Here is a 17,607-nt window from a genome sequence, read left to right as displayed (position 1 = left end):
CTCTAGGTGTTTTCTTTTTTCAGGACGGCAGCGCAATCCTTACGACTCGCCGCCTTAGTGAACATGCGCCGATGAAGTTTTCCAGGCCCAATCACTCAAACTTCAACCGCTTCACCTTCTGAAACAGTGAAGCTGTGAACTCATCCCGGTCGCTCGAATGGTGACAACGTCGATGACAGTTCGGGCACAGAGCCACAGCATTGCTAGGACGATCCGATCCAAACTGCGCCAAATGCTTAACGTGATGAACCTCAAGAAACGGCCTGCCGTCCTTTTCAAACGGAGCCGGTTTTCCGCAACCCTCGCAGATACCCTTGGCCTCTTTCCGCACCCAGGCTCTAACCTCAGGATCGCGTACAAAAGAGTTGCCCGAGCTCGGCACTTGTTGTGGTTTCAAAATCCCCTTCGGCTCGCCTTTGAACGGTTGCTTCTCAAGTTTGGCAGCACGTTGTTCTAGCGTTGCTTCATCGGCGGTCGGGGCAAAGTCTTCTGGCGTTACAGTATTCGGCGCGTTCAACGCTTCACGAATGCTATGCGCAACATTCGCGCCGACATTCTTGGCAGGTTTGTATCCCTCAATGCGATCTCGCCCGAGTTCGACCAACACGGTAGAGATGTTCTGCATCCGAAATTCAACCGAACCTTTGGTGCGGCCCGCTAAGGCTCCTTCGCGCAGGACGCGATTCTCATGAGCCTTATTGACCTTCTGACCGCTTTGCTCGCGTGACAACATGCTGAGATAGGCATCGACCGCAGCCTGAATCTCCTCGTCACTCCAATCGCTGTTGCTCTTTCCAGTGTCCATACAATCGCCGAGGGTTGAAACCCTCGGACGATACTGAGTGGCCATTACACCTGTCTACGAAAATTCCTACAGAAAAGACCGACGCATCGCTCAAGCGATCCTACAAATACACGTCGCTCTAACCCACCGAATGCTTCGAAGACTGAAACACCTCCGCAACCTTCCGCCACCAAGGCCTAACCACTGTAACGCGCCGCTGCGATTGATCGCTCAACAGGTACGGCATGTCCCGAAGCCGAATCCAACTTTCATTCTGCCAATGAAGCAAACTCAACGACATCTCCGGCCAATCTAAGACACTCAACATCGGACGATCCGAATTTTCCGAGGGGGTTGCATCGCGTAAGGCTGGCACCACCTGATGGGTCAACCATTCTCGCAGCAACCGATTCCCTGGAACGTAGTGATACACCAACAGCGCATACACGCCAGACTCGCTGAGCATCAACTGTTTTTCTGGTTGCCGGAAATACTCAATCCACAAAACGCGACGCTGATCATTATCCAGTTTGTTGACCATACGATTACTCAGATGGACACCCATCAAACGGCCAACATCGCGGGCGCAGAACCATGGTTGATTTTCAAGAAGAAGGGCATGGAGGTGAAGGTTGTGGCGGGTGAAGATCGTCGGCCTAAAGGGATCACGCATGACCGATCGGTGTGGAGTTTCTGCAGGCATATCCATTACCTCTACGTATGAGTGGAAGAGGGCCGGAACCCGACGTAGAGGATCTAAGAAATCCCAACAGGCTGTTTCTCCCACTCACAGGATTACGCGTATATCGCTGATATCAGCGCGCGTACTGTGGAAAGGAAGTTAGCTTCTACGTTGGGCGTTTCTTAGGCACCTGCTATAGAGCTTAGAGATGCTCTGAAACGACATCAATGCGGACGGTGCTGGAATTGTTGTAGGAGTTTTGGTAATGAGGGTCGAATCAGTGAGAATCTTCTTACCCAATAAAAAGGCCCCGATCAGATCGGGGCCTCTTGCAATTCGATTTTTCGATTTACATCGTCAAATCACGGCGAACTCGGAAATCAATCCCAGCTCAAAGCCCCACCAGTCTGATACTCAATAACCCGAGTCTCAAAGAAATTCTTCTCTTTCTTCAAGTCCATGATCTCGCTCATCCAAGGGAACGGGTTCGTCGTCCCCGGATACTCTTCCTTCAACCCAATCTGTGACAAACGACGGTTAGCGATGAACTTCAGATAATCCTCCATCATCGCCGCATTCATGCCCAACACCCCACGAGGCATGGTGTCCCGAGCGTATTCGATCTCCAGCTGAGTACCTTGCAGAATCATCTGCGAAGCTTCTTCCTTCATCTCGGCGTCCCACAAGTGCGGGTTTTCGATTTTGATCTGGTTGATCACGTCGATGCCGAAGTTCAGGTGCATGGATTCGTCGCGCAGGATGTACTGGAACTGCTCGGCGACGCCGGTCATTTTGTTGCGGCGGCCCATGGAGAGGATTTGGGTGAAGCCGCAGTAGAAGAAGATGCCTTCCAGAACGCAGTAGTAGGCGATCAGGTTGCGCAGCAGTTCTTTGTCGGTTTCGACGGTGCCGGTTTCGAACTTCGGATCGGAGATCGAACGGGTGTATTTCAGGCCCCAGGTGGCTTTTTTCGCGACCGATGGGATCTCGTGGTACATGTTGAAGATTTCGCCTTCATCCATGGCCAACGATTCGATGCAGTACTGGTAGGCGTGGGTGTGGATCGCCTCTTCGAAGGCCTGGCGCAGGATGTACTGGCGGCATTCCGGGTTGGTGATCAGGCGGTACACGGCCAGGACCAGGTTGTTGGCAACCAGGGAGTCGGCGGTGGAGAAGAAGCCGAGGTTGCGCATCACGATGCGGCGCTCGTCGTCGGTCAGGCCTTCCGGGTTTTTCCAGAGGGCGATGTCGGCGGTCATGTTGACTTCTTGCGGCATCCAGTGGTTTGCGCAGCCGTCCAGGTACTTCTGCCATGCCCAGTCGTATTTGAATGGCACGAGCTGGTTGAGGTCGGCGCGGCAGTTGATCATGCGCTTTTCATCGACAGCAACACGGGCAGAGGCGCCTTCCAGTTCGGCGAGGCCTTCGGCGACGTCGAGGGAATCCAGGGCAGCCTTGGCGCGGGCGATCGCGGCGGAGTCCGTCGCGGTCACGGCGCGGGCCTCTTGAGCGGCGGCACCACCGGCGCTGTCGAGGCGGTCCATGTTGGCTTCAGAAGCGTGGCCGGCATTGGCGCCTTTTACAGCGACTTCGCCGTCATCTTCTTTGTCGAATTCGTCCCAGCTCAGCATGACGTGTCGTCTCCTGCGTGAGGGCCAGTTGCCCGTGTGAAAACTGATAGGTTGGTTTTTCACACGGCCGGTTCTGGCCGCGTTGGATCTAAAGGAAATCGTTTGTTGCAGCAGTACAACGCAGGCAATAAACAGAATTTTGTACGGGTGTTCCGAAGCCGCTGATGGGCGCAGAGAACGTGAACCGCTCTGCGTGGGCTTCAGACTGGCTTTTCACCCCTGTAAGGGAATATTGCAGGCCCGTTTAAGTCCGCATTATAAGGAAATTTTCGGCCCCGTGGTGCGGCGAAATGGCACCTGGAGGGCTCGGCGAGGGGCGTTTTCAGGTTGGAGCGAGGGTTTACAGGGCTTTGGCGGAGGAAGTTTTTTTTTCGCCTGTTTCGGCTGGTTTTTGACGGTGAGGCCGGGGTGTTCGCACCATTACGGGCGGCTGTGACGGCGCAAGCCAGATGGGACGGGGCTTACAGAGCAATAGACGGGGTTTTGTGGACGAGATTGTGTGCAATTCTGAGCCGCAAAGAGTCTTGAAAAGCGTTGTTCAAAAAACAACCAAAAAACCCTGTTTTTCACTACATGTTGTGGTTTTGGTCGATTTTCAACCACTCCAGACACAACTAAGCCCGACCGAAGTCGGGCTGTGATGTCGCGCCGGGTTTCAGCTGAAACGAGCGGCACCCACGCGGTCAGAGCCATCAGCAGCAACTTTGGCTGCACCGATGTGATCGGCGCCATCGGCAGCGACTTTGGCAGCGCCCGTACGATCAAAACCGTCAGCCGCGAAAGAGGCAGAACCGGTGTGGTCGTAACCGTCAGAAGCGACAGCCGCATCGTTGAAAACAGCCGAGCCAGTGCGGTCGTAGCCGTCAGCGGCGAAGGTGTTGGCGGCCAAAACGGAAAGGGTCAGGGCGAGGATCAGTTTGGTTTTCATGGTAGTGGCTCCAGGTTCGTTGGCGTTTTGCCTTGGTGTGGAATTCATACTACGCCAGATAATTAGATTAAAAAGTGCAAATAAACGCTTAAAACAATCGTATTTATCGATGCAAGGCTCGGCGCTTCATCTGGTCTCTAAAAAAGGATGGGTCGAGCCTCGGGAGATAAAAGTGGGGCGGATCAGCCGTTGGAGCAGCCGTTACCCATGACGCTGTAGCGCAGAATGTGTCGCTGGCCTTTGGAGTCGTCGTAGACCATTTTGGCCGGGACTACTTCGCAGACGTTCGGGATTTCGCTCATCGAGATAACTTTGGCGATGTCCAGGTGGGTGGAGTAGGTGTATTCCTCGACGACGGGTGGTTGCTGTGCGACATCAGTCGGGGCCTCATCTGCCATGGCGGTTGCGCACAGACTGCTGAGGGCCAGAACCAATAAAGCTTTCATTTCGAATTTACCTTTCTGAGGTCGAATGGGGTCACGCAATCTTTTTAGGATTGCGTGTGGAGCTTTAGTAAAGAGTCTTGGATTAACTGCCTTCGTGGGGGCTGCAACTGGGTTAATCACATTGCCGTGTTGGCGAGACCGATTTTAGGCCTGGGCATGACGGGCATATAGCTGTGCTTTTGATAAACACCTTTGGCAGATTTGGTAATAATCATCGAACCCCCTAAAACAGTGGGTTTGAGCGCTTCGTCGCGGTATAGCCACATTTTGTAGGGGCTTGTTACTACCATCGTCGAATGGTTCTATAGGCCCGCCCCGGCTACAACTGGGGCCATACAAAAACAACTATTCCACCGAGGTAAGAAAGATGAGTGCGGCTTCTTTGTATCCCGTTCGTCCCGAGGTAGCAGCCAATACGCTGACTGACGAGGCCACTTACAAGGCCATGTACCAGCAATCGGTCGTCAACCCGGACGGCTTCTGGCGCGAACAAGCCAAGCGCCTTGACTGGATCAAGCCTTTCACCACGGTGAAGCAGACGTCCTTCGACGATCACCATGTCGACATCAAATGGTTCGCCGACGGCACGCTGAACGTTTCCTACAACTGCCTCGACCGTCATCTGGCCGAGCGCGGCGATCAAGTCGCGATTATTTGGGAAGGGGATGACCCTGCCGAAAGCCGCAACATCACCTACCGCGAGCTGCACGAACAAGTCTGCAAGTTCGCCAACGCCTTGCGCGGCCAGGATGTGCACCGTGGCGATGTGGTGACCATCTATATGCCGATGATCCCCGAAGCCGTGGTCGCCATGCTGGCCTGCACCCGGATCGGCGCGATTCACTCGGTGGTGTTCGGTGGTTTCTCGCCGGAAGCCCTGGCCGGTCGCATCATCGACTGCCGCTCGAAAGTGGTGATCACTGCAGACGAAGGCGTTCGTGCCGGCAAGAAGATCCCGCTCAAGGCTAACGTCGACGACGCGCTGACCAACCCGGAAACCAGCAGCATCCAGAAAGTCATTGTGTGCAAGCGCACCGGTGGCAACATCAAGTGGAACCAGCATCGCGACATCTGGTACGAAGACCTGATGAAAGTGGCGGGCAGTGTCTGCGCGCCGAAAGAGATGGGTGCCGAAGAAGCGCTGTTCATCCTTTATACCTCTGGCTCCACCGGCAAGCCGAAGGGCGTGCAGCACACCACCGGCGGTTACCTGCTGTATGCGGCGATGACCCACGAGCGAGTGTTCGACTACCGCCCGGGCGAAATCTACTGGTGCACCGCCGACGTCGGTTGGGTCACTGGCCACACTTATATTGTCTACGGCCCGCTGGCCAATGGCGCGACCACGGTGCTGTTCGAAGGCGTGCCGAACTATCCGGATATCACCCGGGTGGCGAAGGTTGTCGACAAGCACAAGGTCAACATCCTCTACACCGCGCCGACCGCGATCCGCGCGATGATGGCGTCGGGCACTGCCGCTGTTGAAGGCGCCGATGGCAGCAGCCTGCGTCTGTTGGGTTCGGTCGGTGAGCCGATTAACCCGGAAGCGTGGGATTGGTACTACAAGAATGTCGGCCAGTCCCGTTGCCCGATCGTGGATACCTGGTGGCAGACCGAAACAGGCGGCAACATGATGAGCCCGCTGCCGGGCGCTCACGCGCTGAAACCTGGCTCGGCAGCACGGCCGTTCTTCGGCGTGGTGCCGGCGTTGGTGGACAACCTGGGCAACATCATCGAAGGCGTTGCCGAGGGCAACCTGGTGATCCTCGACTCGTGGCCAGGCCAGGCGCGTACGCTGTATGGCGACCATGACCGTTTCGTCGACACCTACTTCAAGACTTTCCGTGGCATGTACTTCACCGGTGACGGTGCGCGTCGTGACGCAGACGGTTACTACTGGATCACTGGTCGCGTGGATGACGTGCTCAACGTTTCCGGCCACCGCATGGGCACCGCCGAGATCGAAAGTGCGATGGTCGCTCACCCGAAAGTCGCCGAAGCGGCGGTGGTGGGTGTACCGCACGACATCAAGGGGCAGGGCATTTATGTCTACGTCACGTTGAATGCGGGCGAAGAGCCGAGCGAGCAACTGCGCCTGGAGCTGAAGAACTGGGTGCGTAAAGAGATCGGTCCGATTGCCTCGCCGGATGTGATTCAGTGGGCGCCGGGCCTGCCGAAAACCCGCTCGGGCAAGATCATGCGCCGGATTCTGCGCAAGATCGCCACGGCGGAATACGATGGGTTGGGCGATATCTCCACCCTGGCGGATCCGGGTGTGGTGCAGCATTTGATTGATACGCACAAGACGATGAATGTTGCGTAAGTAGCATTCGGAGTCATCGAAGCCCTGCCAGGTGTTGAGCCTGGTGGGGCTTTTTCGTACTGATCTTCAACCAATAATTATCGGCTTCCCCCGTAGGCCCTTTCCCACTGTTACCCATCACCTTTCAAGTTACTGAATGTGTAACCGCCTGCCCGATAACGAGGCAATGGGAAACGCAAAGCCCCGTTTCAGGGCTTCTCAATCGTCATGAAAAATAAGACACAACGCTACGCTTGCCGGATTAGAAGGGTTTGCCAATAATAGGCCCGCAATTTGCAACATAGATCGGTTCACTGTCTTTTGCTCTTGCATGAAATTGCAGAGCTGTCAACGTGCCCAAGCGGCATTCTCGGTGCTTCTGTAATTTGTTGTCGCATTGAAGAAATATCGGCTTCTGGCCTGTCGTTAGAATGCCAATCACTCGCTCGTCGTTGCCTGCGTTGAAATCAGCGCACGGTTCCTAGGACGCAGCACCGCTTTTTGGTTTAACCATTCGCATATTGGGCTGTCGCTCACTCTGCCGTTTTTGCCCTTTACCGATGGAGTCCCAAGATGAAGAAACTCGTGCTGCTTGGCGCCCTGGCACTGTCCGTGCTGTCCCTGCCGACATTCGCCGATGAAAAACCTCTGAAAATCGGTATCGAAGCGGCTTACCCTCCGTTCGCCTCCAAAGCACCGGACGGCAGCATCGTGGGTTTCGACTACGACATCGGCAACGCCCTGTGCGAAGAGATGAAGGTCAAGTGCCAGTGGGTCGAGCAAGAGTTCGACGGCCTGATCCCGGCACTCAAAGTGCGCAAGATCGACGCGATCCTGTCGTCCATGTCGATCACTGAAGACCGCAAGAAATCCGTGGACTTCACCAACAAGTACTACAACACCCCGGCTCGCCTGGTCATGAAGGCCGGCACTCAAGTCAGCGAAAACCTGGCTGAGCTGAAGGGCAAGAACATCGGCGTGCAACGTGGTTCGATCCACGAGCGTTTCGCCCGCGAAGTCCTGGCCCCGCTGGGTGCCGAGATCAAGCCTTACGGTTCGCAGAACGAAATCTACCTCGACGTGGCCGCTGGCCGCCTCGACGGCACCGTGGCAGACGCTACCCTGCTGGATGACGGCTTCCTGAAAACCGACGCCGGCAAGGGCTTCGCCTTCGTTGGCCCAGCCTTCACCGACGTCAAATACTTCGGCGACGGCGTAGGGATCGCGGTTCGCAAGGGCGACGCGCTGAAAGACAAGATCAACACCGCGATCGCGGCCATTCGCGCGAACGGCAAGTACAAGCAAATCCAGGACAAATACTTCGCCTTCGATATCTACGGCAAGTAATCGTCCCCGCAACAAGTCCGAAATGGCGCAAGCAACAGGATCTCTGAGGTTTGCGCCATTTTTTCATCCCAACTTTCGAGGACCTGAATCATGTTGAAAGGCTACGGGGCTGTCATCCTCGATGGCGCATGGCTGACGCTTCAGCTCGCCTTGTCGTCCATGGCCCTGGCCATCGTCCTGGGGCTGATCGGCGTTGCGCTGCGTCTGTCGCCGGTGCGCTGGCTGGCCTGGCTGGGCGATCTGTATTCCACGGTGATCCGCGGTATTCCCGATCTGGTGCTGATCCTGCTGATTTTCTACGGCGGCCAGGACCTGCTCAACCGCGTTGCGCCGATGCTCGGCTATGACGACTACATCGACCTGAACCCGTTGGCCGCCGGTATCGGCACCCTGGGCTTCATCTTCGGTGCGTACCTGTCGGAAACCTTCCGTGGTGCGTTCATGGCGATCCCCAAAGGTCAGGCAGAAGCCGGCATGGCGTACGGCATGAGCAGTTTTCAGGTGTTCTTCCGGGTGTTGGTGCCGCAGATGATTCGGCTGGCGATTCCGGGCTTCACCAACAACTGGCTGGTACTGACCAAGGCCACCGCGCTGATTTCGGTGGTGGGTCTGCAAGACATGATGTTCAAGGCCAAGCAGGCAGCAGACGCTACCCGCGAGCCTTTCACCTTCTTCCTCGCGGTGGCGGCGATGTACCTGGTGATCACCAGCGTCTCGTTGCTGGCATTGCGTCATCTTGAGAAGCGCTACTCGGTAGGCGTAAGGGCGGCTGAGCTATGATCTTCGACTACAACGTCATTTGGGATGCCTTGCCGCTGTACTTCGGCGGGCTGGTGACCACCCTCAAACTGCTCGCGCTGTCGCTGTTCTTCGGTTTGCTGGCGGCACTGCCGCTGGGGCTGATGCGCGTCTCCAAGCAGCCGCTGGTCAACATGAGTGCCTGGCTGTTCACCTACGTGATCCGCGGCACGCCGATGCTGGTGCAGCTGTTCTTGATCTACTACGGTCTGGCGCAATTCGAAACCGTGCGTGAAAGCTTCCTCTGGCCATGGCTGTCCAGTGCCTCGTTCTGTGCGTGCCTGGCCTTCGCGATCAACACCAGCGCCTACACCGCCGAAATCATCGCCGGCAGCCTGCGCGCCACGCCGAACGGCGAGATCGAAGCGGCCAAGGCCATGGGCATGTCACGCATCAAGATGTACAAGCGGATCCTGCTGCCATCGGCCCTGCGCCGGGCGCTGCCGCAGTACAGCAACGAAGTGATCATGATGCTGCAGACCACCAGTCTGGCGTCGATCGTGACCCTGATCGACATCACCGGTGCCGCGCGCACGGTCAACGCTCAGTTCTACTTGCCGTTCGAAGCCTACATCACCGCCGGCGCGTTCTATCTGTGCCTGACGTTCATTCTGGTGCGCCTGTTCAAAATGGCCGAACACCGCTGGCTGGGCTATCTGGCCCCGCGGAAGCATTGATATGGAACGTATCGATCATGCTTTGCCGTGGAGCCACCTGGGCAGTGAACGCCGGATCTCGGTGTTCCGCTTCGGTGCTGGCGAGCGCAAGGCCTATATCCAGGCCAGCCTGCACGCCGATGAACTGCCTGGGATGCGCACCGCCTGGGAGCTGAAAAAGCGCCTGACCGAACTTGAAGCTCAAGGCTTGCTCAACGGTGTGATCGAACTGGTGCCGGTGGCCAATCCATTGGGCCTGGGTCAATTGCTGCAAGGCAATCATCAGGGGCGTTTCGAAGCGGGCAGCGGTAAGAACTTCAACCGGGATTTCGTCGAACTCAGTGCGCCGGTGGCCGCCGAACTCGATGGGCATCTGGGTGATGATCCGCATGCCAATATTCGACTCATCCGTCAGGCCATGAGCGATCACCTGGCAGCTTTGCCAGAGGCGAGCAGCCAGTTGCAAGGCATGCAGCGTATCTTGCTCAGCCATGCCTGCACCGCCGATGTGGTGCTGGATCTGCATTGCGATTGCGAAGCGGCGCTGCACATGTACGCCTTGCCGCAACACTGGTCGCACTGGCGTTCACTGGCTGCGCACTTGAACGTCAAGGTCGGTCTGCTGGCGGAAGATTCCGGCGGCAGTTCCTTTGACGAAGCGTGCTCGCTGCCGTGGCTGCGTTTGTCGCGTCTGTTCCCGGATGCGCAGATTCCACTGGCCTGCCTGGCGACGACCATCGAACTGGGTGGTCAGGCCGATACCGGTCGCGCTGAGGCAGAAGCTCACGCCGAAGGCATTCTGGCGTTCCTCGCCGAGCAAGGCTTGATCGGCGGTGAATGGCCCAAGCCTGCGCAAGACGCGTGCGAAGGCATGCCGTTCGAAGGCACCGAATTGCTGTTCGCGCCGCATCCTGGCGTGCTGAGTTTTCTGCGTAAACCCGGTGAATGGGTTGAAGCAGGCGACGAGATTTTTGAAGTGATCGATCCGCTGGCGGATCGGGTCAGCACGGTGTGTGCTGGTACGTCCGGGGTGCTGTTTGCCATTGAGCGGCTGCGTTACGCCCAACCCGGTTTCTGGCTGGCCAAGGTGGCGGGGCGCGAAGCGCTGCGTCACGGGCGCTTGCTCAACGACTGACTGACTGTTTTTGTGAGAACCGACCGCATGTACAAACTTGAAGTCCAAGACCTGCATAAACGCTATGGCAGTCACGAAGTGCTCAAGGGCGTGTCCCTGAAAGCGGCAGCTGGCGATGTGATCAGCATCATCGGCTCCAGTGGCTCCGGCAAAAGTACTTTCCTGCGTTGCATCAACCTGCTCGAGCAGCCGCACGCGGGCAAGATTCTGCTCAACAACGAAGAGTTGAAACTGGTTGCCAACAAGAACGGCGCGCTGAAAGCCGCCGACCCGAAACAGCTGCAACGCATGCGTTCGCGCCTGTCGATGGTGTTCCAGCATTTCAACCTGTGGTCGCACATGACCGCGCTGGAAAACATCATGGAAGCGCCGGTGCATGTGCTCGGTGTGTCCAAGGCCGAAGCCCGCGAGAAAGCCGAGCACTACCTGAACAAGGTTGGCGTGGCTCATCGCAAGGACGCCTACCCGGGTCACATGTCCGGTGGCGAGCAACAGCGTGTGGCGATTGCCCGTGCGCTGGCGATGGAACCCGAAGTGATGCTGTTCGACGAACCGACCTCGGCCCTCGACCCGGAGTTGGTGGGTGACGTGCTGAAAGTCATGCAGGCCCTGGCACAGGAAGGCCGGACCATGGTGGTGGTGACGCACGAAATGGGCTTTGCCCGTGAAGTGTCGAACCAGCTGGTGTTCCTGCACAAAGGCGTCGTCGAAGAAAGCGGCAACCCGCGCGAAGTGCTGGTCAATCCGCAGTCGGAACGCTTGCAACAATTCCTCTCGGGCAGCCTCAAGTAATCGCTCCCGTTACGCACCAAATTAGGTCATGCTGCGCACCGCGCGCCAGATGGTCTAATTTGGTTGCAGCCGCCTTTGGCTTTAACACTGTTTTCGTTTCGGATTGCCCGCCATGACTGCCCATCGAATTGGTTTCCTGATTTGGCCCAGCACTAAAGCTCTGACGCTTGCGCTGGCTGAGGAGGCCTTGCGTGTTGCCCAGCGTGTGCACCCGGACGTTGTTTACGAATTGTCGTTTTTGCAGGCCGAACCGCCGACCGACGGCGCCTGGCAACTGCCCGGTGAGCCATGGGCCGGCAAGCTCGAAAACTTTCAGAAACTGTTCCTGCTCGCCGACGAACCACCGACTTCTCTCGCGCCGCCGCTCAGCAGTGCGCTGAAACAACTGGTGCGCGCCGGTTGTGTGATCGGCGGATTGTCAGCCGGTGTTTACCCGTTGGCGCAATTGGGTTTGCTCGACGGTTATCGCGCTGCCGTGCATTGGCGCTGGCAGGACGATTTCGCCGAGCGTTTCCCGAAGGTGATTGCCACCAGTCACCTGTTCGACTGGGATCGTGATCGCTTGACCGCGTGCGGCGGCATGTCGGTGCTCGACCTGTTGCTGGCGGTGCTGGCCCGTGATCACGGCGCCGAACTGGCCGGTGCGGTGTCGGAAGAACTGGTGGTCGAACGCATTCGCGAGGGCGGCGAGCGCCAGCGTATTCCGTTGCAGAACCGCTTGGGTTCCAGTCATCCGAAGCTCACCCAGGCGGTGTTGCTGATGGAAGCCAACATCGAAGAGCCGCTGACCACCGACGAAATCGCCCAGCATGTGTGCGTATCGCGTCGGCAGCTGGAGCGGATCTTCAAGCAATACCTCAACCGCGTGCCGAGCCAGTACTACCTGGAACTGCGCCTGAACAAGGCCCGGCAGATGTTGATGCAAACCAGCAAGTCGATCATCCAGATCGGCCTGTCGTGTGGCTTCTCTTCGGGGCCGCATTTCTCCAGCGCCTATCGCAACTTCTTCGGTGCTACGCCGCGGGAAGATCGCAACCAGCGGCGCAGCAGCAGCCCGTTCGAGTTGTCGTCGGTGCCGTCGGAGCGCGGTTGATCGATCAACCGCGTCATGATCGAGCGCTGTACTACTCGTCGATCTCGGAACCTTCAGAGTCGGAGATTTCTATTTCACCCCGATTGATCACGGCTTCCACACCAAAATCCGCGCCCGTGCGTTCGAAGTAAGCGATCAGCCGTAACAGGCTTTCCTCGGAAAATGGATTTCCCCTCAACGAAATATTATCTGCGACGTCCACCGGCAGTTCCGACAAGTCACTGGGCACCTCGGTGATGGCGTTGCCGCTCAAGTCTGCCCAGTCCAGCTCGGCCAGCTGTAACAGTCCATCCGGTATCCGGTTGATGCCGGTGTCGTTCAGCAGCACGGTCGCCAGTGCCGGCATCTGACTCACATCAGGCGTCTGTCCTAGCGGGTTCGAGCCCAGGTCGAGATAGTCGAGCTGTTCCATCCCCGCCAGGGCGGCGACCGATTCTGATGACAGACTGACGCGACACTCGGGGAGTGACATAGCCCTGAGTTGACCCATTTTGAACACCGCCTCCGGTATGTCGCCAAGGTCACAGCTGCGCAGCCTGAGGCTTTTCAGGTTGGGAAAGGACTCCAGGAAACGTCCGATGCGCGTCACCCCCTCCGCACTGCGAAACTCCAGTGACGACACATGGCTGAAATCAGCGCTCAGGGCAGGCAGTTCTCCATTGATGACCGTGGAAAGTGTCAGATCGTAGGTGGGTTCAAGCGTATCGCTGAAGTTATCCAGCTCCGCATCCCGTTGCCAGCAGTTCTCAAGGGCTTGCTTGAATTCGTCGCGGTTGGCGTGCTCGACAAGCAGTTGAGCTGCGCTGAAGGGTTCGTCTGTCAGTGGATGCAGGTCCGGAAGAGCGGCGGTCCAGGCAGACAGATCGTTCCTCAATTGGCTCAGCTCTTCTTCCAGGCGCGTCAACGCTACCCGACCTTCCTCCAGCGTGCCGGGCAATTCGTAGACGAACTCGCTGGCTTGCTCGACTTCCATGCCTGGGTAGAGTGCCCTGACACGATCAATGTCTGCCTCGGGTGCGAAAACGCCCATGTCGAAAGCGCTGTCGACGTGATGGTTTTTGATGAGTTGTCGCGAGCTGTCGGAAACCGGATTGTGCGTGAGGTGTATGCCACGCTTTTCATACAGCGGACTGTCGAACAAGGCTGCCGGCAGTTCGCTGATTCCATTGTTCATCAGCAGAAGGGTGTCCAGGCGCGGGTGTTGCAGAGTGCCGGGCGGGATTTCGGTCAGGTTGGTGCTGCTCAGGTCCAGATGGGTCAATTCAGTCATCGAGTCGATGCGGGGCACCGTTTCAAACGGGTTGCGGTAAAGATCCAGCATGGTCAGTTTGTTTAATGACGTCAGCTTCAACCAGGTGGGGGCGTCTACCCTGATGCCGCAATCGCTTAACACCAGCGCTTCAAGCTGCGGCATCCGGGTGATGGCATCGGGGAGGGTGGTCAGGGAGAAACGGCGCAGTTCCAGTCGGCGAAGTCCGCTGAAGCCCTGTAGAAAACCAGCAACACCTTGCGCTGCATGGCTGCCTTCCAGGGACAGCAGCGACACATGACTGAAATCTGCGGTCAACGATGGCAGATCACCCAGCATCGGTTCGTCGAACCTGAGCACGTACCGCTCCATGTCGTCCGCGGTGTCAAAATCCCGATCGGTTTGGCGCCGCCAGGCGCGCTGGATTTCCTGCGCCAGCAACCTGCGAATGTGTTGTTCGGCCTGGCGCTCCAGGGCGCTCAACGCAACCCCGGTGTCGGGGTGCGCCGTCGAGGCTTCGCTGATCCATCGACCCAGATCCAGATGCAATCGGTTCAGCTCGCGGTGTACGCGTGAGAGTGCTACCCGAGCGCCATCAGGGTGGCTTTGCAACGCCTGGACCACGGATTGCAATTGATCCTGGGACAGATCGGGATAAACCTCCCGGACCCTGTCGTTGAGGGTGGGTGTCATGCGATTGCCGCGGTCATAGCCCTCCGCACCACCGGGAAGGCGCATGGTGGCCGGGTCGTAGTAGGGTTTTCGATGGGGATGCCTGGCAAACAGAGTGCGTAGCGTCGGCTGGTCCAGCGCGTTTTCGGCAATGCGCTGTCTGAGGGCCTGGGCGTCAGCGATGGCAGGGCTGAACGCATTGCGATGGGCCTGGGGCAACGTTTGAAAGAGTGCCTGGTAGAAATCACCGGGTGTCTCCTGATCAACGTGATAGGAGCCATCCTCGTTGGCCAGCAGTGTTTTCACGATGGCTGCATCGGTCGGGCCAATGCTGTCGCGCACGGTGCCCTCGCTGGAGTAATCCCGCACTTCGATGCGTAGTCCGTCCGGCCAGCCGGGCAGTGCGTTCAGGCTGTGCAGGGCCACTCTGTGGGTGTCGACGTTTTCCAGCGCGTCGGAATAAAGGCCTTCATAGGCGCGGGTTGCGCGGACTGCCTCCATGGCTTTGTTCGCCGCGTCCTTGAGCCGCTGAGGCACGCGCCCACCGTGCAGCTGGCGTAACTCGGTGCCGGTGGCATTGCTCACCAGCTCTTGCGCCACATCGGTCGGCAGGCCCTGCACATCGGCGAGCAGTTGCTGAACCTGCACATCATCGGTGTGTTCCTGAGTGCTGTAGAGCCGCTCGAACAACGACTTGCGATATTGGCGGGCCAGTGTTGCCGTTTGCTGTCTGAAGGCTGGCGTTTGAGTTGCCGGTGACGGCAGTGGCGTATCGACCGGCCATGAGTCATGGCGTGTCAGCAGTGCATGCTGCAGGGCGGTATCGGCTTTTTGATAGTGCCCGGGTTGATCGCTGCCGATCTGTTCGATAAACGTTTCGATGTCACGGTTGATCCGCCAACGCTTGATCGTGTCAGTCAGCAGCGACGGCGGGCGATAGTTTTCGACATGCGCCTGGCGCAATACGTTGTCGTGGTAGCCGCTGATCCGCAGGATCTGTTCGCGCTCGGCACTGGTGAACGACTCGACACTATGGCCAAGACGACGCATGACCTTTTCCCGCTCCCAGTACAGCGGTTGCTCCAGTTCGGTTTGCCAGGCGCCGTGGTGGTTATGCCGCAGCGACGGCTGATAAGCATTGTTGCGGCGCGGATGCTCAATCTGGAACCTGTCCGACATGGGGTCGGGTTTCACTGAGTACAGTTTTCCCTCAAGGCGCAGCATCGTTTTGCCCGCGTGTGGGTACAAGCCCAGATGATTGGGCTTTACCCCTTCGGGCAAACTGAGTGTCTGTTCATAAGGTGTGAGATCCGGCATCCAGTAACGGGTTTTGCCTCCGGCTGTGGCGACAGGTTTGAGCGGGTCGATGAGCGCGACGGCTTCACGGGGCAGAAGCCGGCTGAAGGCGCCGGCGGCGATTGCACCGCCCACCGCGAATGTCCCGACTTGAACGACGGTTTCGACGAACGTCATCAGGTGTCCGAAGGCCTCTGTTTTCAGCCCTTCAGCCATGTCCACGATGCCTTCGAAGCTCTCGTCCAGTAACTGGTAGGCCATGTATCCCAGCATCAATTCACCAAGCAACGGCACCAAGGGCGCCGCCACGAACGACGCAGCTTCAAGGATCCTGGAGGCCACTTTGCTGAAGGCATCCCACAATGCCCAGCGGGCGTCTCGATCGGCGCTGGCGGTGGAGACGGCGACAGTGCCGGCGTCGTTGAGGATTTTGTTCAGCTGCCGCTGATAGCCATGGTTCCACAGGTCCGCTTTGATCGGGAGCACGGAGAAACGCAGATTGGGACGCTCGACCGGCGTTTCGCGCCAGCTCGGCAATGGATCGCCGGGCTGGTGCTGATGCCAGGTCACGGTCTGGAGGCGGCTGTTGAGATCGGCGAAAAAGTGTCCGCGTTCCTTGTGCTCGACGAACCGGCTGAAGAACGTTTGATAAGCGGCTGTCCGCAGCTTGCGGGTCAGATCGGTCATGAACGCCAGCGTGTCGGGATATTGCTTGAGCGGATGTTCTGGGTCATCGGGAATATAGGCAATGAGCCGCGTACTCTTGCGTGCCCGCTCAAGGCTCGGCGCGAAAATGACAATGCCGGTCAGCGAGGATGACATCAGGGTCAGGTCGTGGCCATAGAGCGGCTGGCCATTGAGTCGCGCCCTCGAACCTCCTTCAACCATGCGCAGGAGCGCGAGGTGCGCATCATCTGGAATATCCTTGCGGATGTGTGCCATCTGCAGCGCCGACCTGAGTGCGGCCTTGTTCAGGCCGATCGTGCTGGATTTCAACGCGGCACCGGCCACCGGGTTGGTCAGCCCCACAAATTCCTTGAGATACGCGGTGTACTGGCCACCGATATCGAGTTCACGGCATAGCCGGGCGAAGGCCTGGACCGTGATTTTGTGCTTGATCGCCGGCAACGTTTCGAACTGCCCTGTGGACGACGGCTCGGTAATGAAGGTCGAAGCGGATTCGAAGGCATCTGCGGCTGTTTCCGATTCCTGGAAGTTATGCAGCGCGGCATCGAGCAGCGATACCGTCCAGGTGCGGGCGGCCCCGGTGTTGATTTTGAACAGGGTCACGGTTTGTGGGATGTACAGGCGCAGGAAGGTGGTCTTGACGTCCAGTTCCAGACCAAACCGGGTTTTCAGGGCCGCGATGAGAAGGGGTTCGGCAAATGCCCGTGGGTTTTTCAGCGTCGACAGCTTTGAATCCAGACGATTTCGATGGTGCCAGTGTTCCTGGCTGAGCTTTTTCAGCGAGGCATGCTGTGAAGGTGTCGCGGTGCTATGCCATTGGGGAGTCGCAAGCGTGGTGTTCTTGAGAGCGCTGCGGGTTTCAAGCGATGCCTCTAATGCCCAGGCGGGCAGATTGTTGAACAGGTGATGGTAATGATCATCCGGCTGCGTGACGAAGTGATCGTCGCCAGCGGCCCTAGGGTGATCGTTTTCGAGTTGGCTCATGCGCTATTCCCTTAGCGTTTGGATGAGTCGCCAGCAAAACAGACGATGAAGCACTGCGTGCGGTACATATTTACCGCATCGGTCGACAAGCCTGCCTATAACCTGTGCCGGCGGTTTAAACTGCG

At 57.9% G+C, this 17,607-nt stretch carries 13 protein-coding genes; 7 read left to right on the top strand and 6 right to left on the bottom strand.

All coding sequences use genetic code 11. From position 1 onward, the window contains the following. Positions 1 to 91: 91 nt before the first annotated feature. The 5 genes from AC1DQM_RS21965 to AC1DQM_RS21945 all read right to left on the bottom strand — a co-directional run bounded on the left by AC1DQM_RS21965 (position 92) and on the right by AC1DQM_RS21945 (position 4,471). Complete coding sequence (locus AC1DQM_RS21965; protein ID WP_064621205.1) at positions 92 to 805, bottom strand: HNH endonuclease; 714 nt, start codon at positions 803 to 805, stop codon at positions 92 to 94. Positions 806 to 923: 118 nt separating this feature from the next. Beyond that, positions 924 to 1,457 (bottom strand): BRO-N domain-containing protein, encoded by a 534-nt coding sequence (locus AC1DQM_RS21960; RefSeq protein ID WP_082920829.1) that lies wholly within the window; start codon positions 1,455 to 1,457, stop codon positions 924 to 926. A 389-nt stretch (positions 1,458 to 1,846) separates the two neighbouring features. Beyond that, entirely contained in the window at positions 1,847 to 3,097 is a 1,251-nt protein-coding gene (locus AC1DQM_RS21955) for a ribonucleotide-diphosphate reductase subunit beta (RefSeq protein ID WP_007934889.1), read from the bottom strand. 655 nt (positions 3,098 to 3,752) lie between these two features. After that, on the bottom strand, positions 3,753 to 4,025 hold the full coding sequence (locus AC1DQM_RS21950; protein WP_258613248.1) for a hypothetical protein: 273 nt from the start codon (positions 4,023 to 4,025) through the stop codon (positions 3,753 to 3,755). Between the two features lie 182 nt (positions 4,026 to 4,207). Further along, on the bottom strand, positions 4,208 to 4,471 hold the full coding sequence (locus AC1DQM_RS21945; protein WP_477746856.1) for a DUF2790 domain-containing protein: 264 nt from the start codon (positions 4,469 to 4,471) through the stop codon (positions 4,208 to 4,210). Between the two features lie 367 nt (positions 4,472 to 4,838). Between AC1DQM_RS21945 and acs the strand changes: the two genes are divergently transcribed. The 7 genes from acs to AC1DQM_RS21910 all read left to right on the top strand — a co-directional run bounded on the left by acs (position 4,839) and on the right by AC1DQM_RS21910 (position 12,594). Continuing rightward, positions 4,839 to 6,794, top strand: a complete 1,956-nt coding sequence (acs, locus tag AC1DQM_RS21940; RefSeq protein ID WP_111454806.1) for an acetate--CoA ligase — start codon at positions 4,839 to 4,841, stop codon at positions 6,792 to 6,794. 552 nt (positions 6,795 to 7,346) lie between these two features. Continuing rightward, positions 7,347 to 8,120 (top strand): ABC transporter substrate-binding protein, encoded by a 774-nt coding sequence (locus AC1DQM_RS21935; RefSeq protein ID WP_096480937.1) that lies wholly within the window; start codon positions 7,347 to 7,349, stop codon positions 8,118 to 8,120. A gap of 90 nt (positions 8,121 to 8,210) precedes the next feature. Beyond that, a complete protein-coding gene (locus tag AC1DQM_RS21930) occupies positions 8,211 to 8,900 on the top strand; it encodes an ABC transporter permease (RefSeq protein ID WP_007934894.1) in 690 nt (229 codons plus the stop codon). Next, a complete protein-coding gene (locus AC1DQM_RS21925; RefSeq protein WP_018926395.1) occupies positions 8,897 to 9,595 on the top strand; it encodes an ABC transporter permease in 699 nt (232 codons plus the stop codon). The genes AC1DQM_RS21930 and AC1DQM_RS21925 overlap by 4 nt, the downstream gene beginning before the upstream one ends. Position 9,596: 1 nt before the next feature. Next, positions 9,597 to 10,709: a succinylglutamate desuccinylase/aspartoacylase family protein gene (locus AC1DQM_RS21920; RefSeq protein WP_018926394.1), complete on the top strand. Its 1,113-nt coding sequence runs from the start codon at positions 9,597 to 9,599 to the stop codon at positions 10,707 to 10,709. 27 nt (positions 10,710 to 10,736) lie between these two features. After that, positions 10,737 to 11,501, top strand: coding sequence for an ABC transporter ATP-binding protein (locus AC1DQM_RS21915; RefSeq protein ID WP_477746855.1), 765 nt, complete (start codon positions 10,737 to 10,739; stop codon positions 11,499 to 11,501). Between the two features lie 112 nt (positions 11,502 to 11,613). Next, entirely contained in the window at positions 11,614 to 12,594 is a 981-nt protein-coding gene (locus AC1DQM_RS21910; RefSeq protein ID WP_007934898.1) for a GlxA family transcriptional regulator, read from the top strand. A gap of 31 nt (positions 12,595 to 12,625) precedes the next feature. Here AC1DQM_RS21910 and AC1DQM_RS21905 read toward each other — a convergent pair whose 3' ends face one another. Next, positions 12,626 to 17,482 (bottom strand): dermonecrotic toxin domain-containing protein, encoded by a 4,857-nt coding sequence (locus AC1DQM_RS21905; RefSeq protein ID WP_477746854.1) that lies wholly within the window; start codon positions 17,480 to 17,482, stop codon positions 12,626 to 12,628. Positions 17,483 to 17,607 lie beyond the last annotated feature (125 nt).

The sequence above is a fragment of the Pseudomonas sp. 01L34 genome (assembly GCF_056400265.1).
The sequence above is the reverse complement of the archived record's forward strand: the minus strand, read 5'-3'. Positions and strand labels throughout refer to the sequence as shown.

Coding starts and splice junctions, on each gene's coding strand:
- AC1DQM_RS21965 (WP_064621205.1), bottom strand. CDS start 805: ATGGACACTGGAAAGAGCAACAGCGATTGGAGTGACGAGGAGATTCAG.
- AC1DQM_RS21960 (WP_082920829.1), bottom strand. CDS start 1,457: ATGCGTGATCCCTTTAGGCCGACGATCTTCACCCGCCACAACCTTCAC.
- AC1DQM_RS21955 (WP_007934889.1), bottom strand. CDS start 3,097: ATGCTGAGCTGGGACGAATTCGACAAAGAAGATGACGGCGAAGTCGCT.
- AC1DQM_RS21950 (WP_258613248.1), bottom strand. CDS start 4,025: ATGAAAACCAAACTGATCCTCGCCCTGACCCTTTCCGTTTTGGCCGCC.
- AC1DQM_RS21945 (WP_477746856.1), bottom strand. CDS start 4,471: ATGAAAGCTTTATTGGTTCTGGCCCTCAGCAGTCTGTGCGCAACCGCC.
- acs (WP_111454806.1), top strand. CDS start 4,839: ATGAGTGCGGCTTCTTTGTATCCCGTTCGTCCCGAGGTAGCAGCCAAT.
- AC1DQM_RS21935 (WP_096480937.1), top strand. CDS start 7,347: ATGAAGAAACTCGTGCTGCTTGGCGCCCTGGCACTGTCCGTGCTGTCC.
- AC1DQM_RS21930 (WP_007934894.1), top strand. CDS start 8,211: ATGTTGAAAGGCTACGGGGCTGTCATCCTCGATGGCGCATGGCTGACG.
- AC1DQM_RS21925 (WP_018926395.1), top strand. CDS start 8,897: ATGATCTTCGACTACAACGTCATTTGGGATGCCTTGCCGCTGTACTTC.
- AC1DQM_RS21920 (WP_018926394.1), top strand. CDS start 9,597: ATGGAACGTATCGATCATGCTTTGCCGTGGAGCCACCTGGGCAGTGAA.
- AC1DQM_RS21915 (WP_477746855.1), top strand. CDS start 10,737: ATGTACAAACTTGAAGTCCAAGACCTGCATAAACGCTATGGCAGTCAC.
- AC1DQM_RS21910 (WP_007934898.1), top strand. CDS start 11,614: ATGACTGCCCATCGAATTGGTTTCCTGATTTGGCCCAGCACTAAAGCT.
- AC1DQM_RS21905 (WP_477746854.1), bottom strand. CDS start 17,482: ATGAGCCAACTCGAAAACGATCACCCTAGGGCCGCTGGCGACGATCAC.